Genomic DNA, 21,506 nt, shown 5'->3' with positions numbered 1-21,506 from the left:
ATAAAAAGAAAAATGAGAACGACAAAGTAGTTATTCCTATAATAAAATAGAGTAAGATTTGACTATAAGAGAAAGCGTTGGTGAAAGAATGGAGCAGCAAAGAAATTGGCTACAAGCAACTGTAGAGAGAAATGAAGATAATACGTTACAAATAAAATGGGAAAATAATATAGAAGAAGTTCGTATTTATTGGAGTACTTCACCAGAACATATTGAAGAAACTGGAGAATTACTTGCAACTGTAAATGGGGAATTATCATATACAATTGAAAACCCGAGTGAAAATGAACGTCCATATTTTAGATTAGTAGGAAGTAATGGACAAGCAGTAACAGTAGCTGAGCGTAGATTGCCATTACAAGGTGCGTTTAACTTCCGTGATATGGGTGGATATGAAACGACAGATGGACGTAAAGTGAAATGGGGCAAATTATACCGTTCTGAAGAATTAGCAGGACTAACAGAGTGGGATATCGACTATTTACAAAAGTGTGGTTTAAAGTTAATTTGTGACTATCGTACAGACTTTGAGGTAAAGCATAAGCCAAATCCTGAGATTACAGGTGCTCGTCAAGTGTGCTTACCAGTTATGCAAGACTTAGCGAAAGACTTAAATATAAATGAGTTTTTCCAAGTTGGTGACCTTTCTATGTTAGGAAAACCAGGTGAGTATCTTGTGAAAATGAATCAAGATTTCGTAAGTGGCAACGAGGCATTCGTGAGCTTCTTAAACTTAGCGCAAAACCCGGAAAACTTACCGTTAGTAAACCACTGTACAGCTGGAAAAGATCGTACTGGATTTGGTTCAGCATTATTATTACTTTTACTAGGTATACCGGAAAAAACAGTAATGGAAGATTACTTATTAAGTAACGGATTCCGTGAAAAGTTAAATGAAAAAATGATGGCCTTTTTAGGTGCGAAATTACAAAACGATGAGAGCAGAGCAATATTAGGTGCAATGTTTGAAGCACGTGCTGAATACTTGCAAGCTGCGATTGGTGAAATTCAAAAGCAATACGGATCAGTTGAAGCATACGCTGAAAAAGCTCTTGGCTTTACGAAAGATTCGTTAGAAGAAATGAAAGTGTTACTGCTGGAAGAAAAGTAAAAAGAAGGGAGGCTGGTTTTAATTAGCCTCCCTTTCTTATTGTTGTTATAATTATGCTATGAGAATATAGGAGTTGAGAAAAACATCATGAAATACAAAGTTATATTATTCGACGTAGATGATACATTATTAGATTTCCCTGAAACGGAAAGACACGCATTACATAATGCGTTTGTACAGTTTGATATGCCTACAGGGTATAATGATTATCTTGCAAGCTATAAAGAGATTAGTAATGGATTATGGAGAGATTTAGAAAATAAAATGATTACGCTAAGTGAATTAGCAGTAGATCGATTTAGACAATTATTTGCACTTCATAATATAGACGTAGATGCACAGCAATTTAGTGATGTATATCTTGAAAACTTAGGGAAAGAAGTACATCTTATAGAAGGCGCAGTACAATTATGTGAAAATCTACAAGATTGCAAGTTAGGTATTATTACGAATGGATATACGAAGGTGCAACAATCAAGAATCGGAAATTCGCCTTTATGTAATTTCTTTGATCACATTATTATTTCTGAAGAAGTTGGTCATCAAAAACCAGCACGTGAGATTTTTGATTATGCGTTTGAAAAGTTTGGGATTACAGATAAATCAAGCGTACTCATGGTTGGAGATTCGTTAACTTCTGATATGAAAGGCGGAGAAGATTACGGCATTGATACGTGTTGGTATAATCCGAGTTTGAAAGAGAATAAGACGAGTGTTAATCCGACTTATGAAATGGAGAGTCTTCTACAAATTTTAGAAATTGTAGAAGTGGCTGAAGAAAAGGTAGCTTCATTTTAATTGTGCTGATATTTGTCGAAAAATCGATATATTGAAAAAATCGTTGATATATTGTAAGTTGTGATAGATATATTGAAAAAATCGTTGATATATTGTAAGTTGCGATAGATATATTTGAAAAATCGTTGATATATTGTAAGTTGCGATAGATATATTTGAAAAATCGCTCATATAAATTTATATACTAAGATATAGAACAAAAAAATAGAGCTACTATACAAGGTCATTCACGTGTTATAATGCGTGAATTAAATATGCGTATATAAATAGTTTCCTAGCGTGATGCGATGTCATGTATGATTAGTGTAACAACTAGAGGTGAATAAAGAATGTTAACGTTTTTATTTGAGTTAGACAAGAATCTCCCGCAGAAGGATGAGCCACGGTATGATGCTTATTCAAAGGGCTTTATCGAAGGAGATGTAACGATTTGCGCGAGTGACAGCGTATTTTTTCAAAAATCATGTATGAAGGTTGCAGAGCTGGGCATTTATTTAGGACAGTGGATGGAACAAGTGCAACATGGGCAGAACGTGCCTATGAAATATGAAACGGCTGACCGTGAAGAGGTAATTCTTAGTTTCTTCTACGAAGAGGATCATAATCAATGGAATGTTTTTTCCAGCTGGCAAGAATTTGAACTTCAAGAGCGTATAGCTACTATAACATTAATAGAGAGTGTTCAACGCTATTTGTATGAGTTAAATAAAGAACTGCGCATGATAGAATATCCTGTGACGTTTGATCAGTACTTAAGAGGAGAGCGAATGATGCAGCTCTCTTACAAACGACCGTGTGATAGCAAAGCAGATACGACACCGATAGAGGTTTATAATGGAAGTGAGCAAGTAGGTGTAGTAAGGGGCTATTATAAAAATACGCTGATGAGAGTGCTTGATTTTATTCCGAAAATTGGTAGTAATATTATTTATGAAATAAAGGATAGTAAGGACAATATTCGCGTCATTGCAAAGGATGTAAGTAGGCAGCGCCAAAGAAAGATTTTAGTAATGTACAAAGATAATCATGATGCAGAGCATGAAATACTTGTATGTGACGGAAAGTTATTGGATGCAAATTTCTTATTTACCTTTACATATAAGGCAGAAGAATATGTTGTTCATAAAACTTCATTTGGAATGGGAAAGTTATTACGAAAGGGCTATGTAATTGCAGATTGGAATATTCGTCTTGAGGAAGATATGTATTACATTGAGATGAATGTATATGATGAAGATTACATGCAGGATCAATACTTACTATTAGGCGTATTTCATGCGGTTTTATATGGATAATCAATGAGAAATACCGTCATTCTTCTTGGAAAGAATGACGGTATTTTTTATTTATCCTCAAAAATAAAAATCTCATCAATCGTACTATGTAGTGCCTTCGCTATATCGTGAGCAAGTTGTAAGGAAGGATTGTATTTACCTTTTTCGAGATGACTAATTGTTTCACGTCGCACACTAACGCTCTTCGCTAAATCTTCTTGTGTCATGTTCAATTTTGCGCGGTATTCTTTTATCTTCGTTACGAACGCCATGGTGCATCTTCCATTTCATCAACAGGTTTATCATAAAAGAACATAGAAAAACCGAATGTAAGAATTAGTGTGCCGAAAATAAGAGCGATATCAATCTCTTGTAGCGTAGAGTTTGGAAATAACATTTCAATAAATATAATGATAGCAGTAGTTAGTAATGTAACGATAAATGCATTGCGGCACGATTTATTGACAATTTGTTCAAACAGTTCATCGTGTTGAACTGTTCTATACGATGTGAAAAAGGAGAAGAAACAGAACATAGTAAACAATCCTTTTTCATAAAAAAATCCGAGGAAACCGAAGAAACCGAGAAATCCTAAATATTTTATCCAAGTTGTTTTCATGATAGGTCCTCCTTACGTTGTTAGAAATAAGTCACGTTATGTTACAAACATATCACAATTGGATAGGAATGGTAATAATAGTTTTCCAGTTTGCTTCATAATAATAGTAAAAAGAGGAAATATGCTGCGAAATAAAGAGGATAATATTGTAAAATGGTTGTAAGGAGGGGGAGGAAGAAATGCTAACTTGGATCATGATCGTTGTATTACTTGTAGTGATTACTGTCATTGCGACGGTGTTAATTGGGCGGAATGGTGATGCAAATTATAGCAAAGCGACAAAGGGGAATATTAAACGCTTAACAATGATTTATATTATACTAGCTGTCGTTTTAGTTGTTGGATTAGGGGTGTATATTTATTTTAAAGGTTAAATATACTGAAAAATGTAAAAATCTTAAAATAGAACTATGCTATAATATCAATATAGTTATTTGGTAATTAAGGAAAGGATTGGATGGAATGATTGAAATTACGAATGTGTCAAAAAGTTATAATGGGTCTACTTATGCAGTAAAAGATTTAAGTTTATCTGTACCTAGCGGCGAAATCTTTGGATTTTTAGGACCGAATGGTGCGGGTAAATCCACGACAATTAAGATGATTACTGGCATTCACGGGGTGGACAAAGGGACTATTACGATTAACGGAAAAAATATTATGGAAGAGCCGATGGAAGCGAAGAAGACGTTTGGTTATGTGCCGGATAGCCCAGATATGTTTTTACGTTTAAAAGGAATTGAATATTTAAACTTTATGGCCGATATGTATGAAGTGCCGAAAGAAGTACGACAAGAACGAATAGAGTCTTTAGCGAAGAAGTTTGATCTTTATAATGCTTTATCTGATCAAATTCAAAGTTATTCGCACGGTATGAGACAAAAAATCGTTATTATTGGTGTGCTCGTACATGAGCCAGATGTATGGATTTTAGATGAACCATTAACTGGGCTTGATCCGAAATCTGCATATATTTTAAAAGAAATGATGAGAGAGCATGCGGATAAAGGAAAGATTGTATTTTTCTCTACACACGTATTAGAAGTAGCGGAAAAAATATGTGACCGGGTTGCTATTATTAATAAGGGGAATTTGCAGTTTAAAGGAAATTTAGATGAAATGAGAGATCATTTTAAATCCAATGAATCACTTGAAAAAATGTTCTTGGAGATGACGGGCAATGAGTAAAATTTGGACGTTAACGAAGGTACTATTAAAGTTAAATTACGCAGATTTTATAACAGATAAGAAGAAGCGATGGGCGTATGTATTTTCATTTGCAGCTATTTTATTTGTCGGCTTTTTACTGTTTGGTTCTATCACGCATGCAATGTATGAGGGAATGATACATTTAGGGCAAGATCCAGGAATGATTATCGCAATGGGACTTGCGATTGCGAGTATATGGGTATTTTTAATGAGTATTACGAACATTTTAACTGTATTTTACTACAGCAATGACATTGAAATGTTATTACCATTACCATTAAAACCAGCGCAAATTATTTCAGCCAAATTTTTAACAGTATTAATTACACAATACGTAATGAGTTCATTTATTTTATTACCGATCTTTATTACGTACGGTTTAAAAAGTGGAGCATTTATTACATATTACATATATATGATTTTCATTTACTTACTCTTCCCAATTGTGCCGTTAGTACTAGCTTCGTTACTGATGACAGTTATTATGAGGTATACAAATATAGCGAAAAATAAAGACCGAGGAAATATATTTATTGGAATCGTAAGTATACTATTTATTGTAGGAATTAACGTATTTTTGCAGTGGAAAAATAAAAGTTCGTTTTCTGAAGATGCAATTGCGGATTACCTTGCAAACAACCAGTCTTCTCTTTTAGTACAAATGACAAACTATTTTCCAACTACATATTTTGGAGCAGTAGCATTAGTAGAAAATGCAAATTGGAAGGGACCTTTATATGTAATAATCTTTGCAGTTATTTCATTTGTCTTCTTTGTGTTGTTTTATTACATAGCAGAGCGTACATATTTAAAAGGGGTTATTGGACTTTCAACGAGTACAGCAAAGAAACAAGTTATTTCGGCGGAAGGTTTACAGAAATCAACAGTACAAAGTTCGCATTTAAAAGCGTATGTGAAAAAAGAATTTAAAACGTTATTCCGTACACCACAATTTTTCTTAAATTGCATTGTACAAACTTTCGTTATGCCAATTATGTTGTTCTTTATTTTATTTGTGCAAGATGGAAACTTAAAGTTTATTACAGAGTATATTAACAATCCAAAGACAACAGGATTTGCAATTGGTGTTGGCCTTTGTGCATCGTTATTTTTAATGGGTAGTAACGTCATTGCAACAACGTCATTTTCGCGAGATGGAAGCTCTTGGTTTGTGAATCGTTATTTACCAGTAAAGGCTTCGGATATCTTTTTTGCGAAAGCAATCACTGCTTGGTTAATTAATGTGATCATTTTAGCAGTATTCGGTATTACGATGGCAGTTGTAGCTGGGATTTCTCCAGTTTTTATGATACTGTGGTTTTTACTAAGTGCGAACGGGTTGTTATTAATTAATTTAATCGGAACACGCTGGGACGCGCAAACTGCAGATATTCATTGGGATACAGAGCAGAAATTATTTAAAAGTCGATATACAACTTTATGGAATTTTTTAGCTAATATTTTAATAGCTTTAATTATTGTGGGGGGAGTAAGTGTATTATACTTCTTCCTTCATGTCGGACTGTGGGTTATGTTTATCGTTTTATTTGTAATGTTTACGATTGTAAATTATATCTTTATTAAAATGTTAAAATTAGGTGCTGAACGTATACTGTCAAATATTCAATAAGAAGATAGATCCTCTGTATTCATGCAGGGGATCTGTGTATAGATGGAGGAGAAAAAGGTGAAGAAAATAGCAATTGTAACAGGGGCAACTCGTCTGAATGGAATTGGTGCAGCTGTATGCAAGGTGCTTGCTCAAAAGGGGATAGACATTTTTTTCACGTACTGGCCAAAGTATGATAAAGCGATGCCATGGGGAATGAGTGATCAAGAACCCTTTTTGCTGAAAAAGGAAATTGAAAGTTACGATGTTCGATGTGAAATGGCAGAAATCAATTTATCGCAGTCTTATTCGCCAAATCGTTTGTTTTATATGGTATCAGAACGGTTAGGTGATCCATCTATTCTAGTTAATAATGCAGTATATTCTACTCATACGAGGATTGAGGAATTAGATGTAGAGCAGTTGGATAAACATTATACAGTTAATGTTCGGGCTACTATGCTATTAAGTTCATTGTTTATAAAACATTATTCACTTAAAACGGGCGGGAGTATTATTAATCTTACTTCGGGACAGTCAGTAGGTCCAATGCCAGATGAACTTGCATATGCAGCAACGAAAGGGGCAATTGAAGCATTTACAAAGTCAGTAGCACCAGTTGCGATGGAGAAGGGGATTACAGTGAATGCTGTAGATCCAGGACCGACGAATACAGGATGGATTACAGAGGAGCTGAAGCATCATTTAGTATGGAAGTTCCCACAAGGTAAAGTAGGAGAACCGGTGGATGCTGCGCGCTTAATTTCTTTTTTAGTAAGTGAAGAAGCGAAATGGGTTACTGGGCAAGTCATTCACTCGAATGGTGGTTATTCATAAAAATATTATGTTAACAAATGTTGAGAAACAAAAAACGAAAGAAAATTTTATTTTTTTGTATAAATAAAATGTCAAGAAAGATAAAAATTTGATAGAAGAGTATATCGTCATATGAAGATAGTAATTCTTAATGTGACAATATACTCTTTTTCTTTTACTTGCGAGTAGAAAAATGAAGTAGAAGAAACTCGAATATTAAAATGAGTTTATCAGTTTTTGTACGTATTATTATGAAGATTACTGTCGGAAAGATGATAATTCGTATGAAAAGGGATTTTTTAAGGGGGAATCGAATCGTAAAGGGGAGGATAAATTATGTAAAACATAGGGGGATTTATATGAAAATGAAAAAGGTCGCTATCGCATCGATAACAATTGGTACAATGCTTACTATGGCAGCTTGTAGTCCTTCAGCAGATAAAGAAACGGAAAAGAAAGAGCAAGTAACTGCGCAAAATGATGGAGAAGCAAAAACGACAAGTGCAGATGAAGCGTCAAAAACAACGAAAGATACTGAAAAAGAAACAAATACTTCTTCAAATGAAAAAACAGATAAGGATGCAAAAAATACGAAAGAATCATCAGGGACAGAAAGTAACGGCAAAACGTCAACTCAAAACGAAAATGTAAAAACAAAAGAAAAAGAGACGACAGGAAAAACGAATGATCAAACGACTAGCGGGAAAACAACAGATCAAAGCACAAGTACAAGCACAAACAATAACGGAAAGACAACGAAAGATCCGAAGAAAAGTGTTGCTGTGAAAACGAATGTTAAAGAAGTTGTAGCATTAATTGATAGCTTGGACAAGCAGTTAGCTGCTAATCCAAAATTGGAAACAGTGAATAAGCTTGGCAAACAAATTAATGAAAAGTGGGATGTGATTGAAAAAGAGCTAGAAGCATCACATCCGACGGATTCTAAAACAATCGGTCAAAGTATGTATCCGTTAATTGTAGGAGCGGAGAAAGAAAAAATCGATATTAATAAAATGAAATCATTAACGACGAAAACGAAAAAAGATTTAAATCAGTTATTGACGAAACTTTCATAGTTTCAAAAGCCTACTCGTGTGAGTAGGCTTTTTTTGGTTGTTGTAATGTGCACAGTATAACTTATTCATTTTCATTTTCAATTACGATACGAAAGGAACTGAATGCTTGTTGACTAACATAATCTTCTTCGCTAACTTTAAAAGGAAATGGAAAAGCGACGAGTTGCAAATTACTTTCCTGATCCACTGAAGGCAATGTGAAATTAAAGATTTGCCTCGTTTCAGGTGCAACCTTAGTATAAACGACTTTTCTATTGTTAAATATTTCAACTTGTTTCCAATCTTTAAAAGCCACGATTGCGTAAGTCATTTCATCATTTGTTTCATTACCGTTTGATAAAATTAATTGCTTGCCTTCCTTTTCAAAGAAGACAGTTTGTAAGTTCTCTTCACGGTTCGTAACAAATAATGGTTCGTAAAGACCATCTTTTAAAATAGCATCTGGATCTATAAGGGAGAGTTTTATTTTTTCGTTTTCTTTCTGAAGAGGATGCATTGAATATCGCATACTTAGAATATCTTCTAAAATAGCTGCTTTATTTAAGTTATTATCTTTTAATTTGTATTCAGGTTTTTTAATTATTAAAAAGGTTAATTCACTTGCATTAGGAGAAGTGTGTAAAGAGATTTTCGTAGTAATTGAACTGTTTGGTTTCATATCAAAAAAATAGTGTGATATTTCATTAGTAGTATCTTCTATTTTAAAAGGTTTTTGTTCGTAATCTTCTAGAACAATTAATCCATATTTTCGGTTTTCATTAATAGTATGTACGAATGATAATGTTACATTAATTTTATTATCCTCACTAGTAATTGTACTACCATTGTTAATATGTTGGCCTTGATTATCCTTCAATCCGTAAGAAATAGTATTGGTTTGTTGCTCTCGTTTATTTTCTATGGAAGGTGGATGAGGTTGTATGAATGAAGTATTGAACAAAATATAAATTGTAAGTAATGAAATAAGTAAAACACCGCTAATAATATATATTTGTTTCATAAATAGCACCTCAATATATGTAAAATATTATAGAAAAAAGATATGCAAGATGCATATCTTTTTTCTCTTTCTTACCAGAAAGCTTTTGTTTCGTGATTCACATCATTATAACCACTTAATTTATAGGTATGATTACCGATAGCGTAATCATCTCCATAATAGATGCTTGTGTTGGTCGCTGTAGCACTTACAAAGGATGATTTTTTTGCACTATTACTTTTCGTATTCACTAATGAGCCATCGCCATTGAAAGTTCTTGCTTTTGCATAAACATAGTCTTCGGTCGTAGTTGATTTCGATTTAGCAACTGCATATGGGTTACCAAAAAAGGGAGTATATACGCTAATGTTAGAGTCATTCTTAGGTGCAACTGCAACAGTCAAACTAGGAACACTAGATGTTTTTGTTGATTGAATTGTATCAAAGTCAACTAAAACGGGCTGCTTGTCTACAGTATCGACCTCTGAAGCACTTGCGTTATTAGTAAAACCAAAACCTAAAATCGCTAACCCTAAAGTTGTCACCGATAAAGATTTTTTCATATTCACTAATTTTCCCACCTTTTTAAATTTTTGAGTTCGAACTCAATTTATACAATATATGAAAATTTCGAAACTCTCAATGGTTTATCCCATACTTAACTTTTCTTTTACTTTCGATTCAACATGTCTTCATTTGCAAAAAAGCGAATATATCTTCTAATGCTTAGCCAGCAAGGGATACAGGTTTAATTTTATGAAATTCATGTAAATTTAAATCTATTCATGTCAGAATCTCTGTTATTTTTAAGTTCATATGGGAAACTTATTAAAAAAAGGATGGTGACAAAAATGACAATCGATCGAATTTGTACAATTGGACCCGCAAGTAATAATAAAGAAACGTTAGCACAGTTAATAAAGAATGGTATGAAAATTGTTCGACTGAATTTATCGCATGGCACGCATGAAAGTCATAAAGACATCATTCGTTTAGTGAAATCATTAGATGACTCTATTAAATTTTTGGGTGATGTACAAGGTCCTAAAATAAGATTAGGTGAAGTGAAGGGAGAGCAAATTACACTTCAGGCAGGAGATTCTTTTATTTTACATACACAACCAGTTACAGGGAGTAATACAGAAGCAAGCGTTGATTATGAAGGAATTGCGAATGATGTGAAAGTAGGCAGTAGAATTTTAATTAATGATGGAGAAGTTGAATTAATTGTTGAAAAGATAAGTACGGATAAAATAGAAACGAAGGTAAAAACAGGTGGCAATATCTCATCTCATAAAGGAGTTAATTTACCAGATGCGGCTGTTCGTTTACCAGCTATTACAGAGAAAGATAAAAAAGATATTCAGTTTCTTTTAGAAGAGAATGTTGATTTTATCGCGTGTTCTTTCGTAAGAAAACCTAGTCATATAAAAGAAATACGAGATTTTATACAACAGTATAAAGAAACGTCACCTAATGTAATTGCAAAAATAGAAACGATGGAAGCAATCGAGAATTTTCAAGATATATGTAAAGAAGCAGATGGAATTATGATTGCAAGGGGCGATTTAGGAGTAGAGTTACCGTATCAATGCATTCCGCTTTTACAGAAAATGATGATTCAGGAATGTAATCGAACGAATACATATGTCATTACAGCAACACAAATGCTTCAATCTATGGTAGATCATTCTATTCCAACAAGGGCAGAGGTGACTGATGTGTTTCAAGCTGTACTGGACGGGACGAATGCAGTTATGCTTTCAGCTGAAAGTGCATCAGGAGAACATCCAATCGAAAGTGTGAGAACATTACGTCTCGTTTCAGAATTTGCGGAACATGTTAAAAAAGATGGACCTTTTGCGATGAAAGATGTACTGCAATTACTGCGTGAGTCTCTGGATGAGTAATAAATAAAAAGAGGGCGGATATACATCCGCCCGCGTGTTTTTCATTCATACTATTCTTGCTCTTGCTCATCCAAAATCTTTTCAAACGCAGTAGATACTTTATCAAACTCTTCATCATTTTCAATGTATGAAAACTCATTATCTTCTTCTACTTTTAAAAAGAAAATATCAATGTCTTCCTCAGTTTCTGTTTGGATATCTTCAACAAAGGCAACAGCAATATACTCTGCACCTTCGACATCCATCGCTCCAAGTACTTCTACTTCTTGCTCTTCGTTATTCTCATCACTAAGAGTAAACACTTCGCCAACTTCAATATCAGACATATTCATTCTCCTCCTGTTCGACTCTAAAAAATAGAGCACTCAAACTGTATACATACTAACATATCTTTCCATGAAAAACCAAATTCATACGTAAGAAAACAATTCATTCTTCTTTAGTATGAGTATACAGCTATTAGGAGCATTATTTGTCTGTGCTATATTACTTAATCCATTCAACAATTGTATCCATAGTCTGTCTTGTTTTATCACGCTTTGGCTCTTCTTTACGGTAACCAAAGGTAACCATAACTGATACTTCAAAGTTATCGTCTTGTATAATGCCTTCTTGACGAAGTAAAGAATCTACTTCCTCTTTATCAAATCCTTCTATTGGACAAGAATCAATACCGATTTGAGCTGCGCTCGTCATCATATTACCTAAAGCAATATAAGTTTGTTTAGATGCCCAATCAAATACAGCACGATCGGATTGTAATAAGTTAAAATCTGTTTCCTGGAACTTTTTGAAGAATTCATATCTAATTTTTTGAGTGTCTTCAGGCAATCCAATAATATCGTTCATCATATATTTAATATACTCTGCATCATAATGCATATCTTTAATGTTTCTTGAAAGAACAATAACAAAATGACTAGCTGTTGCAAGTTGCCCACCAGCGCCCCATGAATACGGTTGTAGTTTTTCTCTTAATTCTTTATTTTGTACGACAATAAATTTCCAAGGCTCATATCCAAAAGAAGAAGGAGATAATCTGCCTGTTTCTAAAATGAATTTGAAATCCTCTTCTGAAATTTTGTGCATAGGATCGAATTCTTTACATGCATGTCTGAAATGAAAAGCCTCCATAATCTTTTCTTTTGTAATTTCGTTTGTATTTGTCATAAAAGTTCCTCTTTTCATGAATTTATTTTTGTAAGTAAATTATATTTTTAAAGTAACATAGATACAAGTACGCACATTTATGTGGTATAGTATCAAAAAAGATACTAATTTTAAGGGAAGGGATTTATTATGGATTGTCCAAACGAAAATAATATAAATTACCCATTTTTAAATAAATATTCTTGTCCAGTTGAAGCTATGGTTGAGGTGATTGGAGGGAAATGGAAAGGGGTAATTTTGTATCATTTATTAGATGGTACAAAGCGGTTTAATGAATTAAAAAGATTAAAACCAAATATCACACAAAGAATGTTAACGCTGCAGCTGAGAGAACTTGAAGCTGATGGCATTATACATCGTGAAGTATACCGTGAAGTGCCACCTAAAGTTGAATATTCGTTAACTGAGCTTGGTGAATCACTACGTCCAGTGATTCTATTAATGATGGAATGGGCAACTCATAATATGGAGAAGGTTTTGGAGAATAGGAATACGAAAAATAATAGTTAAGAGTTGAAATTGATATAGACGAGTTATGTGAAATAGTTGTAGAAATAAAAGGTGTTTCCATACGTGAAAACACCTTTTATTTCTATATTTTTTACTTTTTAACTTCAACTGCTGAAGTTGGAAAGTTATTTAAGTTTGCAGTTTGACCATACCAATCAGCATGTTTAAAAACAACACCTTTTCCATATCCGTCAGTTGAAGTATGTTCCCATAGTATTGTTGAATAGCTAGCAGTAGGAGCTGCTGTACGTACAGAAACAATTTGATTTTGCCAACTAGCAGACAAGTTTTTATAACCGCTACTTAGAGAAAAATACTCGCTACCTTGATTTGTGAGTTTATAGAAGTCTGTACTACCAGGTCCGCTTCCTCCAACACCAAGGAGAGTGATTGAATGATTCAACCTTTGTTTATCCTTTTCAATAAAAGACTCTAAACTTTCTTTGCTCGAAAATCCATAAGATAACCAGTCTCCATTTTGATTTTGTTTCGGTAGAACTAACGTTATTTTTACGTCTTCCTTTGATGGAGCACTCAATTTGTTAAACGAATCAACAGTCTTTTCATCTACAGTTACATATTCGAAAGAGGAAATCGTATAATCTTTTTCGGTACTAGCTGATACTAATCCCATTCCTCCAGTTAACGACGAAACAGTTAATAATGCACCTGCTACCAACTTTTTAAGCATGGATTCATCTCCTTAAAACTTAGATTTTTTACATAACTAAAATGTATGTTAATTCGAATGTATTATAAATATTTAGAAATTTATAAAAATTAAACAGAATATTCTTTTATTATTCTGGAGTAAGGAGGGGAATTTAAAAAAGGATTTACTTAAAAAGTAAATCCTTTTTGGGTGTTAGCAATGAAGTTATTGTGTAAGTTTTGTAATTTGCTAACCGACTTCAAAACTCTACTGATTAAAGTTTCATTTCATCCTGTTATGAATCATACACTTCTTTTGCATTCGTAGAAGCAGCATCTAATAAAAGGAAAATGGCTGCTATCATATGTAGAACGATGTCTATATAAGGGAAAAAGGCAACTAGAGTAACGATAATACCGATATAATGAGGGGACGTATTCATGCCTTCTTTTTTAGCTAATAAAATAGTATTGATATGTAAAACAATCAATAGTAGTAAAGGTATCCCATATAGGTTAACAAGACTTGGAAATACATAATAACAAGGAAGTAATAAAAGATGATAGATCCCTGTAGTCCACTTTAGTGCTTGAATGTAGGTTTTCAAAGTTAATCCTCCTAAAACAATTCGTATCTATATATTACCAAAAATAATAGGTAATTGGATATTGTTTATTTGTATTTTTAATAGATTATAATAATTTTATGTAAACTAATTGTTAGGTATCTATAAAATAGAAAAACCACCCAAACGAGGGTGGTTCGTATTATAAATAATTACTTAAAGAAGAAATCGGAACCTTCACCTCACTACCTTCCTTCATATTCCGCAACACAACAGTGTTTGTACTAAGTTCGTCTTCCCCAATAATAAGCACATAAGGGATATTCTCTTTATTGGCATAATTAAGGGCACGTTTTAATTTGCGTCCTGCTAGTTCTAGTTCGACTTTTAAGGAAGTGGTAGAACGTAATTGCTGGGCAATTTGTAAGCATTGTAACTCTGTCCCGAGTGGGATGATAAATAGATCCGCTGTAGATGAGATTGTTTCTTTCTGCGATAGTGCTGTATAAATAACGTCTAAACCGAATGAAATACCGACTGTTGGATAGTTCATATTATCACCACGGAATGCTCTGATAATGTTATCGTAACGGCCGCCGCTACCGATGCTAGATGTAATCGATCTATCTTTTAAAAAGATTTCATATACAGTACCTGTATACATTGTGAGTCCTCGCGCTAAAAACGGGTTGAATATCGTATTTTCATTTATTCCAAGGGCGATTAAATATTGCTGTAATTGTTGTAGTTCGTTTACTCCATCGGCAACGAGTGGATTATTGAAAGCTTCTTTAAAGTCAGCGATAGTAAGTTTTAGACAAGATAATACGGTATTACATATCGTATCAGCCATTTCTTCAGAAATTCCGCGCTCTAATACATCTTTTCGTACACCATCAATCCCAATCTTTTCGATTTTATCTAATGATAAAATGACGTCACTTGTTAACTCAGTAGGGATGTTAATGGCCTGAAGAATACCATTTAACAATTTTCGGTTATTATATTGAATCGTTATCTCTAAGTTTAACGTTCGGAACAGCTCAAACGCCATAGCCATAAGTTCAGCTTCTGCCATGACAGACTCAACACCGACGATATCAACGTCGCATTGTATAAATTCACGAAATCTTCCTTGTTTAATTGGCCCATCTCGAAATACTTTCCCAATCTCATAACGTTTAAAAGGGAGGCGGAGGTTCGGATTCATTGCCACAACCTTTGCGAATGGAATAGTTAAATCGTATCGTAAGGCGAGCTCACGTTTTCCTTGATCCTGAAGTGTATATATTTCTTTTAATATTTCATCGCCACCGCCGTACTTGTAAGACATAAGCTCATACATATTTAACGTCGGCGTTTTTAAAGGTTTGCATCCGTATCGTTCAAACGTATCTTCACAAGCTCTTTTAATTTTATTTCGCAGCACTTGCTCCTCTGGTAAATAGTCTTTCGTTCCTTTTACATTTCTCATTTCCATCATAATCACTCCTTTTTCAAATTAAAAAAAGCTATGCAGGTATAAAAATACCCACATAGCTTTATGAACGCTTCGTGGGTCAACAGGAAAAGCCCTGTACCCACGAAGAAAAATTTTTCTTCGGATACACGGCGTTACGTTTGATGATGAAGTTGGAAAGAAGTATTAAAATTTAGCATTGCAAATCTCTCCTTAACGTAAGTTTTTCCAAATTATATCAGATGATTTTTGAATTATCAATATTTTTAGTTTTGAAATATACGTGAAGTTATGTAGGAGAAATGGAAAAGGGTGTATAATAAAACTTAATAATATGAAATAACCTTTTAAGGAGATCACTATGAAAAAAGATAAAACAAATGCGATGCGAATATTAGATAAAGAAAAAATTGAATATTCGATGATGTCATATGATCCAGACGATGGGAAAATTGATGGCGTATCAGTAGCCGAGAAAATTGGACGAGAAGTGAGAGAAGTATATAAAACGTTAATCGCTCAAGGGAATAGTAAAAATTATCATGTGTTTATTATTCCGGTAGATGAGGAACTAAATTTAAAAGCTGCCGCAAAAGCAGTAAGTGAAAAGAAAATTGAAATGATTCCTGTAAAAGATATTACGAAAGTTTCAGGATATATTCGCGGCGGTTGTTCGCCAGTCGGAATGAAGAAGTTATTTTCTACATGTATTGATGCGAGTGCTCAATCACTTGAAACGATGATTGTAAGTGGCGGGAAAATTGGTATACAAATTGAGCTTAAAGTAGATGACTTGGCGAAAGTGACGAGAGCGCAGTTTGGAGAGGTAACGAAGTAAATATACATAGGAAAAGAAGTTCTAGTTTTATCCCGCTATTTGCCGGGCAGTAAGACCCTCATCTCAAATTTCAGCGGAAGCAAAGAAATTAGGTGGGGATCAACTGCCCGTAAAAGCCCGATTGGTGAGGGCTGATTGTCCTTTTTTATTTACAAACTGGATAAAGATTGAATGTTTAGTTTGATATAGGCATGTAATCTGAATTGTTTGTTTGGCTTTGGGAGAAGGTAAAACCTCGATGCAAGAACTTGAAATAAACAAGCAGGGTTTATTCTTAAAGATAGACAAAGAACAGGAGAGTGTTTAATGAGGAGTCAAGCAATATCCATAAGAAAGCACCAATTGGGGGATGCCAGTATTTTTGAAAAAACACGCTAATAGTATGCAAGATTTTATACAGTTTTTTGGCTAATCCAGTAACAAACAAGAGCACTAAAACCACGTTAGGATAGGAATGTATATAATATGTATAGATTCATAGAACTAAAAAAGGGTTCACTTGTGAGAGCAGGGTTGTCCTTTTTCCTCGCTAACGCTAATGATGGGTTATGTTAACCTCATATGTATAGAATATACAGTTAACTAAAAATGAAAAGTTTACAATTAAAAATGAACAATAAAAAACAGTAATGTAAAATCACTACTGTTTTTTATTGTTTCTTATAAGTGAATCATTTGTACTCCTGTCTATATAATTTAAACGAATAAATAGCTCCAATAAAGAATACAAAAGCTTCAAATAATATAAAGATTTGACGGAAATTCTCAATATCTTTACCAACTAAAGAAATAAATATAGCATTCATTAGAATTTGAGTAGTAAACATACGAGAAGTAATTTTTAAATAAATAGCATTTGTTCTTTCAACCGGTTTACCAATTTTTTTGTAAATAATAATAAGTGCAATTACTGAACCCAAAAATAGAAGTGCTGTAAGTCCTACAACGATATTAAAATTGGCTGTACTTTCTAACATCCATTTATTTAATAGATCGATCATTATTATCTTCCTTTCCTACATAAGAGAATATTTTGTTCTTCTTTTTCACTATAATAAAAAAAGGAAAAAGAAAACATCGAACTTTCTTACAAACATTCGTGTATTCTTACAGTTTTGTCATTTTGTAAATGTATTCACCGCCCTGTTTTTCACTATTTTCTTTGGAAAACATAGTGAATTACGAGAAAGAGCGCTACAAGATCAACTTCTGAGAACAAAAATTATGTAAATAAGCTGTTCACTGGATTCTCGTAGAAAACTTTGGTGAGATAAAATTTTTGATTTTGTAGCACTTTAAAATCTTAGCTAGAGGGCTATTTATCGGTATCCCACAATAAAAAGGCAGGAACATATCAAATATGTTCCTGCCTTTGATTTTATTAAGTTTAATATCTATGACCTAAATATAATAGAATTTGGAGCTTCTTTTTATTTTAAATAAATTGGGTAATTAGACTATAACATTAATATTTATCATTGAATATAATAATAATATAATGGAGGTGGTGTTATATGGCTCTTACTACAGGACCAATTGAAAACGTAGGAAATCAACCTGCTAATGCAAATAAAGTTAGGGTGAAGATCCTTAACCGTACTGCGGGCCCACTTACTGGAGTAGCTAGAGTTTTTAGACTTGACGGTTCATTAGTATTAATTGAACAGGTAAACTTCAATGTGAATTCTAATGCTTCTACTTTTGCAACTCTAAGTTTAGTTCATCCTGCTCTTGGACAAGCATTTGAATATGAAGTTCAAATTGTTCCTAATCAACCTGGTGGACTATATAGTGTTTATGGACTAACAGCTGAAAATGTTATTATTACTGCACAACGTGTTGTGAACTCAGAATTGACACAGTTTCTTTAATTAAAATAGATTGGTGCCTACATGGTAACCAATCTATTTTTGTACGTATTATTCAGAGAAAGAAAGGTTTTACACAAAAATAAAGATAGTTATGGAAAAGGGAAAAGTCGAGCTATCATCTTAATTTTTATTATTTCTGTCTTAGACCGTATCTGTTTTGTGGCACGGTTTTCTTTGAATGCATTTTATTCAAACTGTTTTTTAAAGTATTTATCAAATATGCATTATTGCATAAATAAATTTAAATTTATAAGTTAATATTAAACTACTTTTTAGTTGTAAAGAATATGTTAATAATCTTTATAAGAAAAGGATATTCCTTGTAAAAAGTGAAATTGTTTGGAATGTGAATAAACAAAAAGTTTAGAAGTGATACAGACTGGATAGAGTCTTGTATTAAATAAACAGAAAAGGGGAATGGGTTTCTAAAAGGTTTCGGGGGTTAGAAAGCACTTTTTAGTTAATAGCTTTAAATTATATTTTAAAGGGGAATGGGTATATGAAGTTTCGAAATACAAAGATTGCTATGGTTACACTATCTTCATTTTTTATTTTAGGTTCTGCATCTCTATCATTCACAGATACTATACATGGTGAAGTGGTTCCTGCATCAGCACAGGAGATTATTGTAAAAAATTATGACGATACATATTATAATAACGCAATAGGAAAAACGGGGTTAGAATTAAAGAAGGAATTGCATAATATTATTGATAATCATACAAAGTTATCATACAGTGCGGTTTGGGAAGCGTTAAGAGATACTGATGAAGATCCGAATAATAAAAATAATGTGATACTCTTATATACTGGTCGTTCGCAAGGGAAACTTACGAATGGATCAGGAGTAAATAACTGGAACCGAGAGCATGTTTGGGCAAAATCTCACGGTGACTTTGGAACGACTGCAGGACCTGGAACAGATCTACATCATTTAAGAGCGACGGATGTATCTGTAAATAGTTCACGTGGAAATCTAGATTTTGATAACGGTGGTGTAAATCATTCTGAAGCGACAGAATGTAAATATGATAGTGATTCTTGGGAACCTCGTGATAGTGTAAAAGGAGATATTGCTAGAATGCTGTTTTATATGGCTGTTCGTTACGAGGGGGACAACGGCGAAATAGATTTAGAACTAAATGAAAAAGTGAATAACAATAAAGATCCATACATGGGGAAACTATCTGTCTTATTAAAATGGAATGAACAAGACCCGGTCGATGATTTAGAGCGAAAGCGTAATGAAGTGATTTTTACAAAATATCAACATAACCGCAACCCTTTTATTGATCATCCAGAATGGGTAAATAAAATCTGGAACTAAGATTTTTAAAGGTATTATATTTTGATAAAAGGGATTGATCATTATGATCAATCCCTTCTTATATTTTTACTAGAATAAATGATTTTTATAGGACTAGTGAGGGAAATAGAATAGATATTTATATGGAACGATAGTACTTATTTATCTAGTTAAGTATTTAGTAAGGTCCCCACTCAATATTCACCCCAACAATAAGAAAAACAAGTCCAATGATAAACCAAATGAGTGCAAGTGGAGCCATGAAACGAATCCATTTTCCATAAGAAATCCCGCTTGCTGCGAGAACGCCCATTAAAACACCGGAAGTTGGATTTAAGCAGTTTACTACACCTTCTCCGAGCATAACAGCCTGTACTGTAACTTGGCGTGTAATGTGCATGAAATCAGCTAATGGAGCTAATATCGGAATGAAAATAACCGATTCTCCTGTCCCGGATGAAATAAGGAAATGTAATGCAGCACTACTTACGTACATACCGATAACGCCAAATACAGGGCTTTGTCCTTCAAGAGACTGTGCGAGCTGGTTAACGATAGTATCAAGTAATTTGCCTTGTTCTAAAATGACTGAAATACAGCGAGCCATTCCGACGATTAAAGCACCGTAGATAAGATTTTGGCAGCCAGTTAGAAAAGTGGATGCGATATCGTTTGCTTTCATGCCACCTATTATTCCTGCTGTAATTGCTATGAAAATAAAAGTAGCGGTCATTTCTGCGTCCGTCCAATGTAGACGAAAAGCGCCTATTAAAAATGCAATTAATGATAAAGCTGAAACGAGTAAAATTAATTTATGACGTATCGTCCAAGGGACTTCTTTTTTCTCTGTTTCTTTTTCGCTTGAAAGAGCGTTACTGGGAAACCAGTTGTCGCCAAGGATGCTTCCTTTATTTGATTTTTTCAAGCGTTTTACATACCAATTTATATAAAGGATAGTGGCAAGTAAAAAAGATATATAGATTGCGGTGCGTAAACCAATCCCGGAAAACATCGGAAGTTCTGCGATCTTTTGTGAAATGCCTAAAGGTGAGGGAGATAAAATAGTAGCATTAAAACCAGCATAAGTGCCTAAATAAATAATTGCTACACCGACGATAGCATCCCATTTTAACGTGCGTGCAACGATGATGCCGATGGGGATAAAACCGATAACTGAGTTAACGATAATACCAGTCGTTCCAAGAATAGAAAAAAGCGCAGCAACTATACAAATGAAAAGTAATTGCTGATTACGAAATTTGTTAATAACATGATAGATTAAACCGTCAAGAGCACCTGTTTTTTCAAGAATTGCAATAGCTCCACCTGTAAATAAAATTAGAAAGATAATAGGAGCAGCAAGTGTCATTCCTTTTTCAATAGCGGTAAAAAAAGAAACAAATCCTACGGGTGATTGCGGAACAGAATGGTAGCTACCTGGTATTGTCGTTGTAACGGTCCCGTTTGTAACCCTTTTAAATTCTCCAGCAGGAACGAAGTACGTAGCAATGGCGCAAAGTAAGGCAATAAAAAATAGTAGTACGTACGCATCAGGCATTTTAAACTTTTGTTTACTAGGTTGTTTTTTTGCCTCAGTTTGTATTTGCATAAAATCCCTCCTTCTTCACTTGGTTAATTTTCAATATTCTGAATTTAATCTGTGAAATAGATTATAATAAAGGTAGCTTCTTAAGGCAATAGTTTTTGTATCCTTTTCCCGCACGTACAAATTAT

General features: G+C 33.7%; 24 protein-coding genes and 1 pseudogene. 14 read left to right on the top strand and 11 right to left on the bottom strand.

Features of this window, described 5'->3' with window-relative positions:
• The first annotated feature begins 88 nt into the window (after window positions 1-88).
• The 3 genes from MHH55_RS10655 to MHH55_RS10645 all read left to right on the top strand — a co-directional run bounded on the left by MHH55_RS10655 (window position 89) and on the right by MHH55_RS10645 (window position 3,204).
• Window positions 89-1,111: a tyrosine-protein phosphatase gene (locus MHH55_RS10655; protein ID WP_017657574.1), complete on the top strand. Its 1,023-nt coding sequence runs from the start codon at window positions 89-91 to the stop codon at window positions 1,109-1,111.
• Between the two features lie 87 nt (window positions 1,112-1,198).
• Entirely contained in the window at window positions 1,199-1,909 is a 711-nt protein-coding gene (locus MHH55_RS10650) for a YjjG family noncanonical pyrimidine nucleotidase (RefSeq protein ID WP_017657573.1), read from the top strand.
• A gap of 329 nt (window positions 1,910-2,238) precedes the next feature.
• Window positions 2,239-3,204: a tubby C-terminal domain-like protein gene (locus tag MHH55_RS10645; protein ID WP_000955105.1), complete on the top strand. Its 966-nt coding sequence runs from the start codon at window positions 2,239-2,241 to the stop codon at window positions 3,202-3,204.
• Between the two features lie 47 nt (window positions 3,205-3,251).
• Here MHH55_RS10645 and MHH55_RS10640 read toward each other — a convergent pair whose 3' ends face one another.
• Both MHH55_RS10640 and MHH55_RS10635 read right to left on the bottom strand, forming a co-directional pair.
• On the bottom strand, window positions 3,252-3,455 hold the full coding sequence (locus MHH55_RS10640; RefSeq protein ID WP_000896308.1) for a helix-turn-helix transcriptional regulator: 204 nt from the start codon (window positions 3,453-3,455) through the stop codon (window positions 3,252-3,254).
• Complete coding sequence (locus MHH55_RS10635) at window positions 3,443-3,802, bottom strand: DUF3796 domain-containing protein (RefSeq protein ID WP_000859210.1); 360 nt, start codon at window positions 3,800-3,802, stop codon at window positions 3,443-3,445. Before MHH55_RS10635 ends, MHH55_RS10640 begins: the two co-directional genes overlap by 13 nt.
• 179 nt (window positions 3,803-3,981) lie before the next feature.
• Here MHH55_RS10635 and MHH55_RS10630 point away from each other — a divergent pair, with 179 nt between their 5' ends.
• The 5 genes from MHH55_RS10630 to MHH55_RS10610 all read left to right on the top strand — a co-directional run bounded on the left by MHH55_RS10630 (window position 3,982) and on the right by MHH55_RS10610 (window position 8,512).
• The gene (locus MHH55_RS10630) at window positions 3,982-4,176 is read left to right on the top strand and encodes a hypothetical protein (RefSeq protein ID WP_000958863.1); all 195 of its coding nucleotides are present in this window, start codon (window positions 3,982-3,984) and stop codon (window positions 4,174-4,176) included.
• 88 nt (window positions 4,177-4,264) lie between these two features.
• Entirely contained in the window at window positions 4,265-4,990 is a 726-nt protein-coding gene (locus MHH55_RS10625) for an ABC transporter ATP-binding protein (protein WP_000570204.1), read from the top strand.
• Window positions 4,983-6,641, top strand: a complete 1,659-nt coding sequence (locus tag MHH55_RS10620; protein WP_000036885.1) for a putative ABC transporter permease subunit — start codon at window positions 4,983-4,985, stop codon at window positions 6,639-6,641. Before MHH55_RS10625 ends, MHH55_RS10620 begins: the two co-directional genes overlap by 8 nt.
• Before the next feature lie 57 nt (window positions 6,642-6,698).
• Window positions 6,699-7,457 (top strand): SDR family oxidoreductase, encoded by a 759-nt coding sequence (locus MHH55_RS10615; RefSeq protein ID WP_000716965.1) that lies wholly within the window; start codon window positions 6,699-6,701, stop codon window positions 7,455-7,457.
• Between the two features lie 338 nt (window positions 7,458-7,795).
• On the top strand, window positions 7,796-8,512 hold the full coding sequence (locus MHH55_RS10610; RefSeq protein WP_000782545.1) for a hypothetical protein: 717 nt from the start codon (window positions 7,796-7,798) through the stop codon (window positions 8,510-8,512).
• 61 nt (window positions 8,513-8,573) lie between these two features.
• On the opposite strand, the gene MHH55_RS10605 is transcribed toward MHH55_RS10610, so the two are convergent.
• Window positions 8,574-9,512 (bottom strand): hypothetical protein, encoded by a 939-nt coding sequence (locus tag MHH55_RS10605; RefSeq protein WP_075678136.1) that lies wholly within the window; start codon window positions 9,510-9,512, stop codon window positions 8,574-8,576.
• Between the two features lie 71 nt (window positions 9,513-9,583).
• Window positions 9,584-10,060, bottom strand: a complete 477-nt coding sequence (locus MHH55_RS10600; RefSeq protein WP_075678138.1) for a XoxI protein — start codon at window positions 10,058-10,060, stop codon at window positions 9,584-9,586.
• Window positions 10,061-10,342: 282 nt separating this feature from the next.
• Between MHH55_RS10600 and MHH55_RS10595 the strand changes: the two genes are divergently transcribed.
• Window positions 10,343-11,401 (top strand): pyruvate kinase, encoded by a 1,059-nt coding sequence (locus MHH55_RS10595; protein WP_000151079.1) that lies wholly within the window; start codon window positions 10,343-10,345, stop codon window positions 11,399-11,401.
• Between the two features lie 50 nt (window positions 11,402-11,451).
• Here MHH55_RS10595 and MHH55_RS10590 read toward each other — a convergent pair whose 3' ends face one another.
• Both MHH55_RS10590 and MHH55_RS10585 read right to left on the bottom strand, forming a co-directional pair.
• Window positions 11,452-11,733 carry a DUF1292 domain-containing protein gene (locus MHH55_RS10590; protein ID WP_002026117.1) on the bottom strand — a complete coding sequence of 94 codons (282 nt, stop codon included), beginning with the start codon at window positions 11,731-11,733 and terminating at the stop codon, window positions 11,452-11,454.
• A gap of 154 nt (window positions 11,734-11,887) precedes the next feature.
• Complete coding sequence (locus MHH55_RS10585) at window positions 11,888-12,571, bottom strand: NAD(P)H-dependent oxidoreductase (RefSeq protein ID WP_078186373.1); 684 nt, start codon at window positions 12,569-12,571, stop codon at window positions 11,888-11,890.
• Window positions 12,572-12,700: 129 nt separating this feature from the next.
• Between MHH55_RS10585 and MHH55_RS10580 the strand changes: the two genes are divergently transcribed.
• Window positions 12,701-13,081, top strand: a complete 381-nt coding sequence (locus tag MHH55_RS10580) for a winged helix-turn-helix transcriptional regulator (RefSeq protein WP_016124938.1) — start codon at window positions 12,701-12,703, stop codon at window positions 13,079-13,081.
• 91 nt (window positions 13,082-13,172) lie between these two features.
• Here the strand turns inward: MHH55_RS10580 and MHH55_RS10575 are convergent, their stop codons facing one another.
• The 3 genes from MHH55_RS10575 to MHH55_RS10565 form a co-directional block, all read right to left on the bottom strand.
• Window positions 13,173-13,772, bottom strand: a complete 600-nt coding sequence (locus MHH55_RS10575; RefSeq protein WP_078186374.1) for a hypothetical protein — start codon at window positions 13,770-13,772, stop codon at window positions 13,173-13,175.
• A 256-nt stretch (window positions 13,773-14,028) separates the two neighbouring features.
• Window positions 14,029-14,340: a hypothetical protein gene (locus MHH55_RS10570; protein ID WP_075678140.1), complete on the bottom strand. Its 312-nt coding sequence runs from the start codon at window positions 14,338-14,340 to the stop codon at window positions 14,029-14,031.
• A 160-nt stretch (window positions 14,341-14,500) separates the two neighbouring features.
• Entirely contained in the window at window positions 14,501-15,781 is a 1,281-nt protein-coding gene (locus tag MHH55_RS10565) for a histidine--tRNA ligase (RefSeq protein ID WP_340880670.1), read from the bottom strand.
• 337 nt (window positions 15,782-16,118) lie between these two features.
• Here MHH55_RS10565 and ybaK point away from each other — a divergent pair, with 337 nt between their 5' ends.
• Window positions 16,119-16,595, top strand: a complete 477-nt coding sequence (ybaK, locus tag MHH55_RS10560; RefSeq protein ID WP_075678144.1) for a Cys-tRNA(Pro) deacylase — start codon at window positions 16,119-16,121, stop codon at window positions 16,593-16,595.
• A 671-nt stretch (window positions 16,596-17,266) separates the two neighbouring features.
• On the opposite strand, the gene MHH55_RS10555 is transcribed toward ybaK, so the two are convergent.
• A complete protein-coding gene (locus MHH55_RS10555) occupies window positions 17,267-17,596 on the bottom strand; it encodes a hypothetical protein (RefSeq protein WP_000566271.1) in 330 nt (109 codons plus the stop codon).
• 139 nt (window positions 17,597-17,735) lie between these two features.
• On the opposite strand from MHH55_RS10555, the pseudogene MHH55_RS36405 reads away from it, so the two are divergent.
• The 3 genes and pseudogenes from MHH55_RS36405 to MHH55_RS10545 form a co-directional block, all read left to right on the top strand.
• Window positions 17,736-17,822: pseudogene (locus tag MHH55_RS36405) on the top strand (transposase); the annotation flags it as partial.
• Window positions 17,823-18,109: 287 nt separating this feature from the next.
• Window positions 18,110-18,466, top strand: a complete 357-nt coding sequence (locus MHH55_RS10550; protein ID WP_001229415.1) for a hypothetical protein — start codon at window positions 18,110-18,112, stop codon at window positions 18,464-18,466.
• Window positions 18,467-18,965: 499 nt separating this feature from the next.
• Entirely contained in the window at window positions 18,966-19,793 is an 828-nt protein-coding gene (locus tag MHH55_RS10545; protein WP_000672193.1) for an endonuclease I family protein, read from the top strand.
• A 157-nt stretch (window positions 19,794-19,950) separates the two neighbouring features.
• On the opposite strand, the gene MHH55_RS10540 is transcribed toward MHH55_RS10545, so the two are convergent.
• On the bottom strand, window positions 19,951-21,381 hold the full coding sequence (locus MHH55_RS10540; protein ID WP_025686826.1) for a YfcC family protein: 1,431 nt from the start codon (window positions 21,379-21,381) through the stop codon (window positions 19,951-19,953).
• Window positions 21,382-21,506 lie beyond the last annotated feature (125 nt).

Origin of the sequence: Bacillus sp. FSL K6-2944, from assembly GCF_038005385.1 — a bacterium.
Taxonomy (GTDB): Bacteria; Bacillota; Bacilli; order Bacillales; family Bacillaceae_G; genus Bacillus_A; species Bacillus_A cereus.
The sequence above is the reverse complement of the archived record's forward strand: the minus strand, read 5'-3'. Positions and strand labels throughout refer to the sequence as shown.

Coding starts and splice junctions, on each gene's coding strand:
- MHH55_RS10640 (WP_000896308.1), bottom strand. CDS start 3,455: ATGGCGTTCGTAACGAAGATAAAAGAATACCGCGCAAAATTGAACATG.
- MHH55_RS10575 (WP_078186374.1), bottom strand. CDS start 13,772: ATGCTTAAAAAGTTGGTAGCAGGTGCATTATTAACTGTTTCGTCGTTA.
- MHH55_RS10605 (WP_075678136.1), bottom strand. CDS start 9,512: ATGAAACAAATATATATTATTAGCGGTGTTTTACTTATTTCATTACTT.
- MHH55_RS10565 (WP_340880670.1), bottom strand. CDS start 15,781: ATGATGGAAATGAGAAATGTAAAAGGAACGAAAGACTATTTACCAGAG.
- MHH55_RS10620 (WP_000036885.1), top strand. CDS start 4,983: ATGAGTAAAATTTGGACGTTAACGAAGGTACTATTAAAGTTAAATTAC.
- MHH55_RS10645 (WP_000955105.1), top strand. CDS start 2,239: ATGTTAACGTTTTTATTTGAGTTAGACAAGAATCTCCCGCAGAAGGAT.
- MHH55_RS10545 (WP_000672193.1), top strand. CDS start 18,966: ATGAAGTTTCGAAATACAAAGATTGCTATGGTTACACTATCTTCATTT.
- MHH55_RS10580 (WP_016124938.1), top strand. CDS start 12,701: ATGGATTGTCCAAACGAAAATAATATAAATTACCCATTTTTAAATAAA.
- MHH55_RS10590 (WP_002026117.1), bottom strand. CDS start 11,733: ATGAATATGTCTGATATTGAAGTTGGCGAAGTGTTTACTCTTAGTGAT.
- MHH55_RS10610 (WP_000782545.1), top strand. CDS start 7,796: ATGAAAATGAAAAAGGTCGCTATCGCATCGATAACAATTGGTACAATG.
- MHH55_RS10540 (WP_025686826.1), bottom strand. CDS start 21,381: ATGCAAATACAAACTGAGGCAAAAAAACAACCTAGTAAACAAAAGTTT.
- ybaK (WP_075678144.1), top strand. CDS start 16,119: ATGAAAAAAGATAAAACAAATGCGATGCGAATATTAGATAAAGAAAAA.
- MHH55_RS10655 (WP_017657574.1), top strand. CDS start 89: ATGGAGCAGCAAAGAAATTGGCTACAAGCAACTGTAGAGAGAAATGAA.
- MHH55_RS10625 (WP_000570204.1), top strand. CDS start 4,265: ATGATTGAAATTACGAATGTGTCAAAAAGTTATAATGGGTCTACTTAT.
- MHH55_RS10550 (WP_001229415.1), top strand. CDS start 18,110: ATGGCTCTTACTACAGGACCAATTGAAAACGTAGGAAATCAACCTGCT.
- MHH55_RS10635 (WP_000859210.1), bottom strand. CDS start 3,802: ATGAAAACAACTTGGATAAAATATTTAGGATTTCTCGGTTTCTTCGGT.
- MHH55_RS10650 (WP_017657573.1), top strand. CDS start 1,199: ATGAAATACAAAGTTATATTATTCGACGTAGATGATACATTATTAGAT.
- MHH55_RS10595 (WP_000151079.1), top strand. CDS start 10,343: ATGACAATCGATCGAATTTGTACAATTGGACCCGCAAGTAATAATAAA.
- MHH55_RS10585 (WP_078186373.1), bottom strand. CDS start 12,571: ATGACAAATACAAACGAAATTACAAAAGAAAAGATTATGGAGGCTTTT.
- MHH55_RS10630 (WP_000958863.1), top strand. CDS start 3,982: ATGCTAACTTGGATCATGATCGTTGTATTACTTGTAGTGATTACTGTC.
- MHH55_RS10555 (WP_000566271.1), bottom strand. CDS start 17,596: ATGATCGATCTATTAAATAAATGGATGTTAGAAAGTACAGCCAATTTT.